20 protein-coding genes and 2 tRNA genes are annotated in these 11697 nt (G+C 33.8%); 1 reads left to right on the forward strand and 21 read right to left on the reverse strand.

Annotation, left to right across the window (positions count from 1 at the left end):
- Nucleotides 1–15 precede the first annotated feature (15 nt).
- The 20 genes from rpsH to carA all read right to left on the reverse strand — a co-directional run bounded on the left by rpsH (nucleotide 16) and on the right by carA (nucleotide 9567).
- The gene (gene rpsH / locus LEM02_RS03365) at nucleotides 16–411 is read right to left on the reverse strand and encodes a 30S ribosomal protein S8 (protein WP_015588355.1); all 396 of its coding nucleotides are present in this window, start codon (nucleotides 409–411) and stop codon (nucleotides 16–18) included.
- 22 nt (nucleotides 412–433) lie between these two features.
- Nucleotides 434–742, reverse strand: coding sequence for a 30S ribosomal protein S14 (rpsN, locus tag LEM02_RS03370; RefSeq protein ID WP_214250025.1), 309 nt, complete (start codon nucleotides 740–742; stop codon nucleotides 434–436).
- A gap of 12 nt (nucleotides 743–754) precedes the next feature.
- Entirely contained in the window at nucleotides 755–1291 is a 537-nt protein-coding gene (gene rplE / locus LEM02_RS03375) for a 50S ribosomal protein L5 (RefSeq protein WP_226079746.1), read from the reverse strand.
- A 6-nt stretch (nucleotides 1292–1297) separates the two neighbouring features.
- Nucleotides 1298–1615 carry a 50S ribosomal protein L24 gene (gene rplX / locus LEM02_RS03380; protein WP_010404700.1) on the reverse strand — a complete coding sequence of 106 codons (318 nt, stop codon included), beginning with the start codon at nucleotides 1613–1615 and terminating at the stop codon, nucleotides 1298–1300.
- Complete coding sequence (gene rplN / locus LEM02_RS03385; RefSeq protein WP_226079748.1) at nucleotides 1615–1974, reverse strand: 50S ribosomal protein L14; 360 nt, start codon at nucleotides 1972–1974, stop codon at nucleotides 1615–1617. Before rplN ends, rplX begins: the two co-directional genes overlap by 1 nt.
- Before the next feature lie 18 nt (nucleotides 1975–1992).
- Nucleotides 1993–2223, reverse strand: coding sequence for a 30S ribosomal protein S17 (gene rpsQ / locus LEM02_RS03390; protein WP_226079750.1), 231 nt, complete (start codon nucleotides 2221–2223; stop codon nucleotides 1993–1995).
- Nucleotides 2216–2419: a 50S ribosomal protein L29 gene (rpmC, locus tag LEM02_RS03395; RefSeq protein ID WP_038198186.1), complete on the reverse strand. Its 204-nt coding sequence runs from the start codon at nucleotides 2417–2419 to the stop codon at nucleotides 2216–2218. Before rpmC ends, rpsQ begins: the two co-directional genes overlap by 8 nt.
- A gap of 11 nt (nucleotides 2420–2430) precedes the next feature.
- Nucleotides 2431–2844: a 50S ribosomal protein L16 gene (gene rplP / locus LEM02_RS03400; protein WP_019236922.1), complete on the reverse strand. Its 414-nt coding sequence runs from the start codon at nucleotides 2842–2844 to the stop codon at nucleotides 2431–2433.
- Nucleotides 2845–2855: 11 nt separating this feature from the next.
- Nucleotides 2856–3476 carry a 30S ribosomal protein S3 gene (rpsC, locus tag LEM02_RS03405; protein ID WP_226079752.1) on the reverse strand — a complete coding sequence of 207 codons (621 nt, stop codon included), beginning with the start codon at nucleotides 3474–3476 and terminating at the stop codon, nucleotides 2856–2858.
- Between the two features lie 39 nt (nucleotides 3477–3515).
- A complete protein-coding gene (rplV, locus tag LEM02_RS03410) occupies nucleotides 3516–3866 on the reverse strand; it encodes a 50S ribosomal protein L22 (protein ID WP_211907853.1) in 351 nt (116 codons plus the stop codon).
- A gap of 9 nt (nucleotides 3867–3875) precedes the next feature.
- On the reverse strand, nucleotides 3876–4160 hold the full coding sequence (gene rpsS, locus LEM02_RS03415; protein WP_010404687.1) for a 30S ribosomal protein S19: 285 nt from the start codon (nucleotides 4158–4160) through the stop codon (nucleotides 3876–3878).
- Nucleotides 4161–4163: 3 nt separating this feature from the next.
- Entirely contained in the window at nucleotides 4164–4988 is an 825-nt protein-coding gene (rplB, locus tag LEM02_RS03420) for a 50S ribosomal protein L2 (protein ID WP_226079753.1), read from the reverse strand.
- A gap of 1 nt (nucleotide 4989) precedes the next feature.
- The gene (locus LEM02_RS03425) at nucleotides 4990–5277 is read right to left on the reverse strand and encodes a 50S ribosomal protein L23 (RefSeq protein ID WP_226079754.1); all 288 of its coding nucleotides are present in this window, start codon (nucleotides 5275–5277) and stop codon (nucleotides 4990–4992) included.
- Nucleotides 5274–5888, reverse strand: coding sequence for a 50S ribosomal protein L4 (rplD, locus tag LEM02_RS03430; protein WP_226079755.1), 615 nt, complete (start codon nucleotides 5886–5888; stop codon nucleotides 5274–5276). Before rplD ends, LEM02_RS03425 begins: the two co-directional genes overlap by 4 nt.
- A gap of 2 nt (nucleotides 5889–5890) precedes the next feature.
- Nucleotides 5891–6613: a 50S ribosomal protein L3 gene (gene rplC, locus LEM02_RS03435; protein WP_226079756.1), complete on the reverse strand. Its 723-nt coding sequence runs from the start codon at nucleotides 6611–6613 to the stop codon at nucleotides 5891–5893.
- 13 nt (nucleotides 6614–6626) lie between these two features.
- Entirely contained in the window at nucleotides 6627–6947 is a 321-nt protein-coding gene (gene rpsJ, locus LEM02_RS03440; protein WP_226079872.1) for a 30S ribosomal protein S10, read from the reverse strand.
- Between the two features lie 14 nt (nucleotides 6948–6961).
- Nucleotides 6962–8134, reverse strand: a complete 1173-nt coding sequence (tuf, locus tag LEM02_RS03445) for an elongation factor Tu (RefSeq protein WP_226079626.1) — start codon at nucleotides 8132–8134, stop codon at nucleotides 6962–6964.
- A gap of 78 nt (nucleotides 8135–8212) precedes the next feature.
- Nucleotides 8213–8283 (reverse strand) — tRNA-Gly (locus LEM02_RS03450).
- A gap of 4 nt (nucleotides 8284–8287) precedes the next feature.
- Nucleotides 8288–8369, reverse strand: a tRNA-Tyr gene (locus LEM02_RS03455).
- 109 nt (nucleotides 8370–8478) lie between these two features.
- The gene (carA, locus tag LEM02_RS03460) at nucleotides 8479–9567 is read right to left on the reverse strand and encodes a glutamine-hydrolyzing carbamoyl-phosphate synthase small subunit (RefSeq protein WP_226079757.1); all 1089 of its coding nucleotides are present in this window, start codon (nucleotides 9565–9567) and stop codon (nucleotides 8479–8481) included.
- Between the two features lie 151 nt (nucleotides 9568–9718).
- Here carA and LEM02_RS03465 point away from each other — a divergent pair, with 151 nt between their 5' ends.
- The gene (locus LEM02_RS03465) at nucleotides 9719–10186 is read left to right on the forward strand and encodes a hypothetical protein (protein ID WP_226079758.1); all 468 of its coding nucleotides are present in this window, start codon (nucleotides 9719–9721) and stop codon (nucleotides 10184–10186) included.
- An 828-nt stretch (nucleotides 10187–11014) separates the two neighbouring features.
- On the opposite strand, the gene fsa is transcribed toward LEM02_RS03465, so the two are convergent.
- Nucleotides 11015–11662: a fructose-6-phosphate aldolase gene (gene fsa / locus LEM02_RS03470; protein ID WP_226079760.1), complete on the reverse strand. Its 648-nt coding sequence runs from the start codon at nucleotides 11660–11662 to the stop codon at nucleotides 11015–11017.
- Between the last annotated feature and the right edge of the window lie 35 nt (nucleotides 11663–11697).

An 11697-nucleotide genomic window follows, 5' to 3' on the forward strand; every position in this document is an offset into this window, starting at 1 on the left:
CATTTCTCCTATCATTTAAAATACACGACACAAAACTTCTCCACCAACTTTTAATCTACGTGCATTATAATCGGTCATCACTCCTTTCGGTGTAGATATAATAAAAATTCCAAGACCATTATATGCTTTAGAAATGTCCTTACACTTAGAATAATAACGACAACCGGGCTTTGATACCCTAGCTATATCATTAATCACAGGTGATTTATCATAATACTTCAACTGCACAACAAGCGAAGGGACACTATCACTCTCTTGCTTTTTATAATTAAGAATATACCCTTCCTCTTTTAAGATCTTCAATATAGAAGAATTCACTTTAGAGAATAGGACTCTTGTTTCCCTATGCATTGCCAATTGAGCATTACGTATTCTTGTTAAAAAATCACCAATACCATCAGATAACGACACTATTACACTCCTTATATCACATTTACCAACTAGATTTTGTAACCCCTGGAACTTGCCCAAAAGAACACAAATCACGTAAAACAATCCTACATAAACCAAATTTTCTATATACTCCTCTCGGCCTACCAGTTAAAGCGCATCTATTCCTAATTCTGATTTTAGAAGAATCTTTAGGCAATTTTTTAATCAGCTTACTTTGAGCTGCAAACCTTTTTGCAATAGATAAATCCTTATTATTCATTATAGATTTTAATTCTTCTCTTCTCTCCCTATACTGATCGCATAACTTTATTCTACGAAGATTCTTCTGTATCATGGATTTTTTTGCCATATATATTTTCTCTCAATTATCAAAAAAAGGGAATTTAAGAGCCAGTAATAATTCCTTTGCTTCCCTATCACTAACTGCACTTGTTATAATATTAATATCCATACCTCTAATTTTACTTATTTTATCATAGTCTATTTCTAAAAATGATATATGCTCCTTGATACCAAAGGAAAAATTACCATGACCATCAAATTGCTTCACACTAAACCCTCTAAAATCTTTTTCCCTTGGCAAAGCAATATATATTAATCTTTCTAAGAATTCATACATTTTATTTCTACGCAAAGTCACTTTACAACCTACAGTTGCACCTTTTCTAATTTTGAAACCAGAAATAGATTTTTTTGCAAAGGTTAACACAGGCTTTTGCCCAGCAATCAAATGTAGATTATCAAATGGCTCATTTATCGCTTTATTGTCCGTAGCAGCATCTCCAACGCCCATATTGATACACACCTTGACAAGTTTAGGCACTTGCATTACATTGCCGTAATTAAACTTATCCTTTAAGGATTTTACTATATTATCTTTATACAATTGTTTAAACATATCAACCTAATCTATCACTTCTCCAGAAACTTTTGCAAAACGCACTTTTCTACCATCTATAATCTTAAATCCTACTTTAGTTGGAGTTTTACACTTAGGATCCAATATTGCAACATTTGATACATCAATAGCTAACTCTTTATTCAATATACCACCACCACTACCAGCTCTTGGTTTAGTATGTCTCTTACACACATTTACGCCAGAAACAACTACTTTCTTTTTAGCATCACGTATTATAACTTTGATTACCTTACCAATTTTTCTCTTATCTTTACCAGTTAAAACTATAATATCATCACCACTTTTTATTTTAGCACTCATTATAAAACCTCATCAGCTAATGACATTATTTTCATAAAAGAACCAGATAATAACTTTTTTACCGGACCAAACACCCGAGTGCCAAGTGGTTCACCTTGATCATTAATTAAAACCACAGCATTGCTAGAAAAACGAATTACAGAACCATCAGATTTCTTAACATTATTTTTTACTCTAACAACAACTGCTTTATATACTTTTCCTTTTTCAACTTTACCTTTTGGGTTAATAGACTTAGTAGATATAATAACCGTATCACCTACAGATGCAGATTTCCTACCACCTAACAAGCCAATACAAAGCACTGCACGCGCACCAGAATTATCAGCTACTTCTAACAATGTATTTTTTTGAATCATATAAATACCTATTCCTTTTTAGCTATTGATAACAACCCATTTTTTAGTAACAGAAATAGGCTTATGTTCCTGTATTAAAACCCTATCTCCCTTTTTGCAACTATTATTCTCATCATGCGCTATATACTTCTTGTATTTTTTTATAACTTTTTTATACAGCCTATCCTTATACACTTGTAACACCGAAACCTTTACAGTCTTATCAGACTCAGCATTAGTTACGACACCACAAAAAACCTTCTTAGGCATTTTTTCCCTCTCTCTTTCTTCTATTTAATACAGTTAGACTACGAGCTATGCTCTTTCTTATTAAGCTAAAACGCGAAAAATTGTTGCACTGGCCCAGCTTTTTTTGAAAAGCCAAATTAACAAATTCTTTCCTCAAACTCACAAGAAGTTCATGTAACCCTTGTGAAGATTCTGATTCAAATTTAACTATATCCATTGCAACTCCATTCAATTATGATTAGATATAAATTTACACTTCATAGGAAGCTTAGCAGTCGCTTTTTCAAGCGCCAATCTTGCTAAATGCATGGGAACATCACTACTAATTTCAAACAAAATCCTACCGGGCTTAGCTTTAAATACCCAAAATTCAACACTACCTTTCCCTTTACCCATACGTACATCTGCTGGCTTTTTACTAACCGGGGTATCAGGAAAAATTCTTATCCACACTTTACCAGAGCGTTTTAACGTTCTAGATATTACGCGCCTTGCAGTTTCAATATGCTTAGACTGAACCTTACCTACTTCCATAGCTTTTAATCCATAATCTCCAAAAGACAGCGTGCTACCACCTTTAGCATTACCCTTGATTCTCCCCTTAAATACCTTTTTATATTTACTCTTTTTGGGAACAAACATTTCAATATACCTTAACTACCAACATAAACCCAAACTTTAACTCCTATAATACCACATATAGTCTTCGCTTCATAAAAAGCATAATCTATATTAGCACGCAAAGTATGTAAAGGCAAACGACCTTCTTTGTACCATTCAGTACGAGCTATTTCAGCTCCGCCAAGACGCCCAGAGCAACTTACTTTAATACCCTCAGCACCCATCTTCAAACAATTTTGAATAGCTTTTTTCATCGCTCTTCTACATGAAATCCTTTTTTCTAGCTGATGTGTAATACTCCTTGATATTAAAGCTGCATCTATTTCAGACTTTTTAACTCCTACTACATTCACTTCGACACTACTTCCTACTTTTTCAGCTATTTTTTGCCTTACCTTCTCAACATCTAAACCTTTCTTACCTATTATAACTCCAGGCTTAGAAGAATGTATTATTATAGACACTAAATTAACTGTACGCTCCACAATTACTTTAGAAATACCAGCATGCTTAAAAGATTCATTTATATAATTGCGAATAAATAGATCGTAATGCAATCTCTGCTTATAATCGTCTGTAGCACACCAAACAGAATCCCAGGTATTACCATTTACTTGTAATCTAAATACTTTAGGATTAACCTTCTGTCCCATATTTTTACACTTTCCTTATTAACTTTCCATTTCTATAAATCATACAATTTCTTTCAATTTTATAGTTATATTACTATAAAATTTACTCATTCTATTAGCCCTACCCATAGCTTTTGGATATACTCTACGCAAAGTAAGGGACTTACCTATTAAAATTTCCTTTATATATAAATTATCAATGTTCAATCCATAATTATTTTGAGCATTAGAAATTGCAGAATTCAACACTTTCATTATAAAACCAGCAGCTTTTTTTTCACAAAATCTTAATTGTACATTAGCAAAAGAAACTTTTTTATTACGTACTAAATCAGCAACCAAATTCAATTTGCGAGGAGTCGATCTTAAAATCCTAGAACCAGCCTCAACTATTATATCCCTATTTTTCATATCAATTACCTATCTTCTTGTTGCCTTTTTATCACCACCGTGCCCAGTAAATTTACGAGTAGGTGAAAATTCACCAAATTTATGACCTATCATATTCTGATTATCAACACTAACAGGAATGTAATCTTTACCATTATAAACAGCAAACTTTAAACCCAAACAATTAGGAAGAATTACAGAAGCCCTGGAATGAATTTTTATCACCTTATTAATAGAACCCTCTTTTAAAGCTCTCTGAACTAATCTTAGTACAGATGGGTGTAAAAAAGGTGGTTTCCATACAGATCTACTCATAAATTAACCTTTCAATTTTTTTATATACTTATCACTAGATTTATTTTTTTTCCTAGTTTTCTTTCCCTTTGTTGCAACACCCCAAGGAGTAACAGGATGACGACCGCCAGAAGTTTTTCCCTCTCCACCTCCATGAGGGTGATCAATCGGATTCATTGCAACTCCACGCACGGCAGGTCTAATTCCAAGCCACCTACTTCTCCCAGCCTTACCCAGCTTTCTATTCTTATGATCAAGATTAGACACTACACCAATAGTAGCTTTACAAGAAGATAAAATCAACCTAACTTGACCAGATCTAAGCCGCAATAAAACATATTGACCATCACGACCAACAATTTGCGCACAACAACCCGCAGCTCTAGCAATTACAGCACCACCACCTGGCTTCAATTCAACGTTATGAACAAAAGAACCAACAGGTATATATTTCAACAACAAACAATTACCTGGCAGAATATCAGCATCATCTCCAGCTGTCACAACATCACCAGGCTTCATACCTTGAGGAGCTAATATATAAGATTTAGTATCATCTTCCTTATATGATATTAATGCTAAAAACCCACTTCTATTTGGATCATACTCTATTTTCTCAACTATACCCTGATCACTTCTATTACGTTTAAAATCTATAACTCTATATTTCTTCTTGTGACCACCACCCCTGTGACGAGTTGTAATTCTACCATGATTATTTCTTCCACCACTGGATTTCTTACCAAATACAAGAGACTTCTCCGGCTTATCTTTTGATAAACCAATTTTACTTATTAATATAGTCCCACGAGAAGACGGAGTAACAGGATTAAAAAATTTCATACCCATATTAAACGCTCATTATATCTAATTTTTGACCATCTATCAAAGAAAAATAAACCTTTTTTCTCTGTTTTTTACAACCAATCACACCCCTGAAACGTCTATATTTAGGTTTAACTCTAATAACATTTATAGAAGAAATTCTGACATTAAATAAAGACTCTATTGCCAATTTTATTTGACGCTTATTTACATTTACAAAAACATACAAAGAGTATTTATTAAACTTCTCTCTTAAAAGAGAAGCCTTTTCTGTGATTACAGGAGACTTTATTATATTATTATATTTAATCATAACAATCTACCTTCAAGATGCTTTAAAGTGTCTTTTGTTAACATCACGCATTCATGATTCAATATATCAAAAACATTTAACCCAATAGGTTTGATTAAATCTACATAATGCAAATTTTTAGCAGCACGTAACAAATCATCTCCATAATCACCAACTATTAAAAAAGAAGAAAACTTAAAATTTCTAATATATTCACACATTTTAGATGTTTTCTCCACATCAACATTTAAACTATCAAGAACAATAACTTGATTATTTAAATATTTTAGAGATAAAGCAATTTTCAAACCAAATTTACGTACTTTTTTATTAAGAGAATAAGCATGACTCCTCACAACAGGACCAAAAATAATTCCACCACCTCTAAACTGAGGAGACCGCAAGCTCCCCTGTCTCGCCCTACCAGTACGTTTTTGACCATACGGCTTAGCTGTTGTACCAGAAACATCACTGATACCCTTTGTTTTATGAGCACCAACTCTTCTCTTTGCTAATTGCCATCTCACTATATCATGCAAAATACTCAATTTTTGCTTGGCAGAAAATATCAAGGGATTAAGCTCAACACTACCTACATTACTATTAGATAGATCAACTAATTCACATTCCATAACTAACTCACCAAATTATTAGCATCATCACTCATATTCAACAGCAGACCTGCTGGAAAAGGAACATCTTTATGTAAAGGCTTTTTAACTGCATCTCTCACAAAAACATAAGAGTTTTTAAACCCAGGAACATTATTACCCTTTACAGCAATTATGCTATTTTCATAATCAATGGATAATACTTTCATATTCTGTACAGTTACTCTGCTATTACCTAAATGACCAGCCATTTTCTTCCCCTTGAATACTCTACCAGGATCTTGACATTGACCAGTAGAACCTTGTGATCTATGAGCAATAGAAACACCATGAGATGCCCTAAGCCCACTGAAGTTATGCCGCTTCATCACACCAGCAAACCCTTTGCCTAAAGAATAACCCGTAATATCAAGATATTGACCAACTACAAAATGATTAACCCCCACCTTTTTACCACATTCTATTCCGAATAGATCAGTTAATCTACTTTCGTATAATTTACATTTACTATTTATACCCTTTTTCTTTAAATATTCCAACTGAGGTTTTGCTATTTTTTTTAAATCTCCTGTGCCTAAAATGACTGAATTGTAGCCACATTTATCTTGTCCTTTTATATCGATAATATAAGTTTCGCTGAGATGCAATAAGGTTACAGCCATGCGACTATTATCAAAATACATAGCAGTATGGCCAACATTCGTCATTAACAAACCAATTCTCCTAAGCGAATTTATTCTTTTCATTTTCTCTTTTTTCCTAAATATTAACTTCCTTAACCTTTAAATCTACTTCTACACCAGCAGAAAAAGATAAATCTGCAAGCATCTTCATCATAGTAGAAGTAGGATTATGTACAATAATTAACCGCTTAGAAATTCTCATTTCAAATTGCTCACGAGATTTTTTATCAACATGAGGAGACCTATTAACAGTAAATTTAGAATCTTTTCTTGGCAATGCAATCGGACCAGATAAATCTGCATTAAACTGCTTTAATTGATCAATAAACTCCCGAATACACTTTTCCAATAAAGAACAATCGAAAGCTTTGATTCTAATATATATATATTGCTTCATCTTAGTTATTATACTCATTCTAAAATTTCCGAAACAACGCCAGAACCAACAGTTCTACCACCTTCTCTTATCGCAAAACGCAATCCTTTATCCATTGCTATTGGTACTTGCAACTCCACTTCTATACTTACATTGTCCCCTGGCATTACCATCTCCTTTCCATCTAGCAATTTTATGCTCCCAGTTACATCCGTTGTCCTTAAATAAAACTGTGGCTGATAATTTCCAAAAAATGGTGTATGCCTTCCTCCTTCTTCTTTCTTCAATATATACACCTCCGCATTAAACTTCTTATGCGGGGTTATTGCCCCTGGCTTTGCCAATACTTGCCCTCTCTCCACTTCTTCTCTCTTTGTTCCTCTGAGTAGTATTCCTACATTGAGTCCTGCACTTCCCTTATCTAGCAACTTCTTAAACATCTCAACACCAGTACATATCGTCTTTTGCGTCGCTTTCAGACCTATTATCTCTATCTCATCCCCTGTCTTTATCTCCCCCTTCTCTATTCTTCCTGTTACTACCGTCCCTCGGCCCGATATTGAAAATACATCTTCTATTGGCATTAAAAATGGTAAATCTATAGGCCTTGGAGGTACTACCGCATACTCATCTAACTTCTCCATCAATTTATCTATTGATTTCTTTCCATGCTCACTACTATCATCCTCTAATGCTTTTAACGCAGACCCAACTATCACAGGCACTTCATCACCTGGAAATCCATACTTACTTAGCAACTCTCTCACTTCCATTTCCACCAAATCTATCATATCAGCATCAGCAACATCAGCTTTATTTATATATACCACGATATATCCAACACCCACTTGTTTTGCCAGCAATATATGCTCTCTCGTTTGTGGCATCGGTCCATCAACCCCCGACACTACCAATATCGCTGCATCCATCTGTGCTGCACCTACTATCATATTCTTCACATAATCAGCATGTCCAGGGCAATCAACGTGTGCATAGTGTCTCTTTTCTGTTTGATATTCAACATGCGCTGTTGCTATTGTTATCCCTCTCTTTCTTTCTTCTGGCGCTTTATCTATTTGATCATATGCTACAAAATTACCATAATGCTTTGTTATCGCCGCTGTTAACGTTGTCTTCCCATGATCCACATGTCCTATCGTTCCCACATTTACATGCGGCTTTCCAAATGCTTCTACTATCGCTGTCATAACTTTAACTCTTCTACCTAAAATACAAATACATCAATAAATAATATGTTGATTTTATATAAATACAACAAAAAAAAGAGCGGATAGTGGGAATCGAACCCACGTCACTAGCTTGGAAGGCTAGAGCTCTACCATTGAGCTATACCCGCACAATGGAGGAGGTAGGATTCGAACCTACGTACGCAATGCGGACAGATTTACAGTCTGTTACCTTTAACCACTCGGTCACTCCTCCACAAAAATCTGTTAAGAGAACACTACCTTAACTTAAGTTTTATTATCCCTAATATTAAACATCCAAATCCAAAAGATCAAGTAATAAAAGCTAATCTAACTGATTTCAGTTAGATTTTACTTTTATATAACAAAATATTGTCAATAAAACGCCCAAATAAATAATGTGAATCATGTGTACCTGGCGCTTCTTCTGGATGGTATTGAGCAGAAAAGACTGGGTAATCCTTCATCATTATCCCCTCTACACTATTATCAAATAGAGAAATATGAGTAACTTCAACGTTACTTGGAAGAGAAGCTGAATCAACAACAAAACCATGATTTTGGCTAGTTATCTCAATTTTTTCACTATTTAGATGATAAACTGGATGATTACTCCCTCGATGACCAATATCCATCTTGACAGTCTTTGCTCCCAAAGCAACTGCAAGTAATTGATGACCCAGGCATATGCCAAGAACTGGTATTTTAGATTTCACAATAATTTCTATTTCTGAAATTACACTCTCTCCTATCTCTTGTGGATCACCAGGGCCATTTGAAAGCACTATACCATCTGGATTCATGCTTAATATTTTGTGAGCAAAACCTGTATCTGGTTTGACTAATTCAACCGTACAATCAAGTTCTACTAAGCGTGAGATTATACTATTTTTTACACCGAAATCAACAATTACAACCCTATATTTTGCATTAAGAGCGCTTTGAAAGTTATTACTTAAACTGACTTTCTTAGTTATTTCTATTCCATTTACAGATTTGTATTTCTTCAATTCATCTAATATATGTGCCTCACTTGGCGTACATATCATTCCATTTTGAGATCCATGTTTTCTCAAATATCTCGTCAAAGCTCTAGTATCAATTCCCGATATCCCAACTACATTATTTTTCTCCAACCAATCATTTAAACTAATATATGAAGAAGAGTGAGACATAGGAGAAAGTTCACACATAACCACACCACTTGCAAAAATTTTCTCTCCTTCATTATCTTTGTGATTTATTCCAACATTACCAATATGAGGAAAAGTGAACGCTATTATTTGATCAGCAAAAGAAGGATCGGTTATAGTATGTTGATAACCGGTCATACCAGTGGTAAAGCAAACCTCACCTATACATTTGCCTTTTTTACCTACCGATTTCCCAAAAAAACACTTGCCATCTTGTAAAACTAAAGCTGCATCCTGCATTTAACTCTCTCTTAAACTCATTTAAAATATTATATAAGAATTTTAAATAACATGCCAAAACTCAATCACAAGCTTCTCAACACAAAAACATCTTGACTATCGCATGTTTCATATTATATGAATAAACTGTTAATGAAAGTGGAGGGTTGCAATGCCTAATAATACAGATCAGTCTAAAAAAATAAATGAGAAATGGTTATTTATAGGAAGTGCTTCATTGTTTCTTGTAATAATGCTACCATCAATTTTTCTCTTAGCAAAAATAGCTATGATGTTTGTTATAATCTCAACTACAGCAATAGCAATAAAAATTGCCTCAAAAGCAATATCAAACGTTTTAGAGGATAAAGAGAATCAATCAACACAAAATAAAATTATAAACCTAGCTATTGGAGCAGTGTCCATACTTGCAGGTGGGCTATCATTACTTATTACAGCAAAAGTTAGTTTCATCGCAATATGTTCAACTATAGCTACTTTAGCTCTGTACGAATATATTAAAGATGAAAAAATAGGTAAGGATATAAATGATAAATTCGATGAAATAGCTAATAATACAACTGAGTTTTGCGTCAACAGCATTGAAAAACTTATTCCATCACAAAGTTGTGAAGTGTAATCTTTTGTTTATAAATTTTTAGATGCATGGCTGACGTATAAACACTGAAATCAGCACTTCCTTTCTTGTTATCCTAGTAATGGTTTCCATCATCAGAAACGTTGTATTTTTTATCACTTCTATACTCGTAAATTTAACTAGATTCCAGTGTCAAGCACTGGAATGACACGCCTTGAATGGAAATCGGTGCGCGATGCACAGCCGTATAGAGATTGAAGATATCATCCAAGTACTCTCCTTCTTGTCATTCCAGCGCGTGACGCTGGAATCCAGATTGGGCATTCAGTTGATAAACACGCTACAACGTTTTTCGTACGAAAGGACTAGATAGCTACTTTCACGACATCCATTTAGTTGCTTTTTCTAGTATGCCTTATTTTGCCACTCTGCTAAGCAGATAGTTAGATTTTGAAGAAAAATAAGAACATTATTCTCACTCGATGAATCTAATAAAAAATGGCTCATTTTACAGCATTTTAAATTTGTTCTGTACAATGTTTGTAAAATTGCGATAAAAAATTACTTGACAAGTTTTGACAGCTTTGCTACTATACGTAGTGAAAGTATTCTAGAGCTCGAAATCTATCTTCGTCTGCAGACTTTTCAATTCAATTAATTTGTAAATTCTAGTTAAAATATATTGTAGCTATGTATAGATAACTTCTATCATAGTCATATATATTTTTCTCAATCTTTTTTATTAATCGAGGACTATCATGTTTAAAACACTGAATTACGCATATCATTGACCTATATATCTTTAAAGGACAGATGGTACCTATGTCCTTTTTATATAAATTTATTGTATTTTATGCCTACTTAGTAATATCATTTATTGTTTTTGTTCCAATCTTTTTCAAATATTGCGAGCCCTTGATCAGTTAGTGGATGATTAATTAACTGTCTAAGTACTTTTGCTGGCACGGTAATTGAATCAGCACCAAATTTTGCAGCTTCTATTACATGCGCTGGACTTCTTACTGATGCAACAAGAACTTTTGTATTAAAGCCATAATTAGAATATATAGTGCATATATCTTCTATTAGCGATAAGCCATCATAGCTTATATCATCAAGGCGACCAACAAAGGGAGAAATAAAACAAGCACCGGCCTTAGCGGCAAGCAGTGCTTGTCCAGGAGAAAAACATAATGTAATGTTAGCAGGTATTTTATGTTCTGTCCACAACTTTTTACAAGAAATTAATCCTTCACGTGTAAGGGGTAACTTTACTACGATATTACTAGCGATTTTCGCTAACTTCAGGCCTTCCTTAACCATATCTTCATGTCTATTTGCAACAACTTCAACACTAACAGGTCCTTTTATAATAGAACATATTTCGCTTACTAAATCTTCGTACTTATCTTTATGTCCAGATTTTGCTATTAAAGAAGGATTAGTTGTTATACCATCAATGAACTCTTTTAGCTCCTTAATTTCATTCACATCAACACTATCAAGAAAAATTTCCATATTATTATCCTGTTTAAAACCTATTTTTACAAAAT

It is taken from the genome of Wolbachia endosymbiont of Tribolium confusum (assembly GCF_020405475.1).
Lineage (GTDB): Bacteria > Pseudomonadota > Alphaproteobacteria > Rickettsiales > Anaplasmataceae > Wolbachia.

What these genes read in the sequence shown, in the direction of transcription:
- LEM02_RS03465 (WP_226079758.1), top strand. Translation starts at nt 9,719, where the DNA reads ATGCCTAATAATACAGATCAGTCTAAAAAAATAAATGAGAAATGGTTA.
- rplC (WP_226079756.1), bottom strand. Translation starts at nt 6,613, where the DNA reads ATGAAAAGAATAAATTCGCTTAGGAGAATTGGTTTGTTAATGACGAAT.
- rplE (WP_226079746.1), bottom strand. Translation starts at nt 1,291, where the DNA reads ATGTTTAAACAATTGTATAAAGATAATATAGTAAAATCCTTAAAGGAT.
- rpmC (WP_038198186.1), bottom strand. Translation starts at nt 2,419, where the DNA reads ATGGATATAGTTAAATTTGAATCAGAATCTTCACAAGGGTTACATGAA.
- carA (WP_226079757.1), bottom strand. Translation starts at nt 9,567, where the DNA reads ATGCAGGATGCAGCTTTAGTTTTACAAGATGGCAAGTGTTTTTTTGGG.
- rpsS (WP_010404687.1), bottom strand. Translation starts at nt 4,160, where the DNA reads ATGAGTAGATCTGTATGGAAACCACCTTTTTTACACCCATCTGTACTA.
- rpsC (WP_226079752.1), bottom strand. Translation starts at nt 3,476, where the DNA reads ATGGGACAGAAGGTTAATCCTAAAGTATTTAGATTACAAGTAAATGGT.
- LEM02_RS03425 (WP_226079754.1), bottom strand. Translation starts at nt 5,277, where the DNA reads ATGATTAAATATAATAATATAATAAAGTCTCCTGTAATCACAGAAAAG.
- rpsN (WP_214250025.1), bottom strand. Translation starts at nt 742, where the DNA reads ATGGCAAAAAAATCCATGATACAGAAGAATCTTCGTAGAATAAAGTTA.
- rplD (WP_226079755.1), bottom strand. Translation starts at nt 5,888, where the DNA reads ATGGAATGTGAATTAGTTGATCTATCTAATAGTAATGTAGGTAGTGTT.
- rplX (WP_010404700.1), bottom strand. Translation starts at nt 1,615, where the DNA reads ATGAGTGCTAAAATAAAAAGTGGTGATGATATTATAGTTTTAACTGGT.
- rpsJ (WP_226079872.1), bottom strand. Translation starts at nt 6,947, where the DNA reads ATGAAGCAATATATATATATTAGAATCAAAGCTTTCGATTGTTCTTTA.
- rplV (WP_211907853.1), bottom strand. Translation starts at nt 3,866, where the DNA reads ATGAAAAATAGGGATATAATAGTTGAGGCTGGTTCTAGGATTTTAAGA.
- rpsQ (WP_226079750.1), bottom strand. Translation starts at nt 2,223, where the DNA reads ATGCCTAAGAAGGTTTTTTGTGGTGTCGTAACTAATGCTGAGTCTGAT.
- rplB (WP_226079753.1), bottom strand. Translation starts at nt 4,988, where the DNA reads ATGGGTATGAAATTTTTTAATCCTGTTACTCCGTCTTCTCGTGGGACT.
- rplP (WP_019236922.1), bottom strand. Translation starts at nt 2,844, where the DNA reads ATGTTTGTTCCCAAAAAGAGTAAATATAAAAAGGTATTTAAGGGGAGA.
- fsa (WP_226079760.1), bottom strand. Translation starts at nt 11,662, where the DNA reads ATGGAAATTTTTCTTGATAGTGTTGATGTGAATGAAATTAAGGAGCTA.
- rplN (WP_226079748.1), bottom strand. Translation starts at nt 1,974, where the DNA reads ATGATTCAAAAAAATACATTGTTAGAAGTAGCTGATAATTCTGGTGCG.
- tuf (WP_226079626.1), bottom strand. Translation starts at nt 8,134, where the DNA reads ATGACAGCGATAGTAGAAGCATTTGGAAAGCCGCATGTAAATGTGGGA.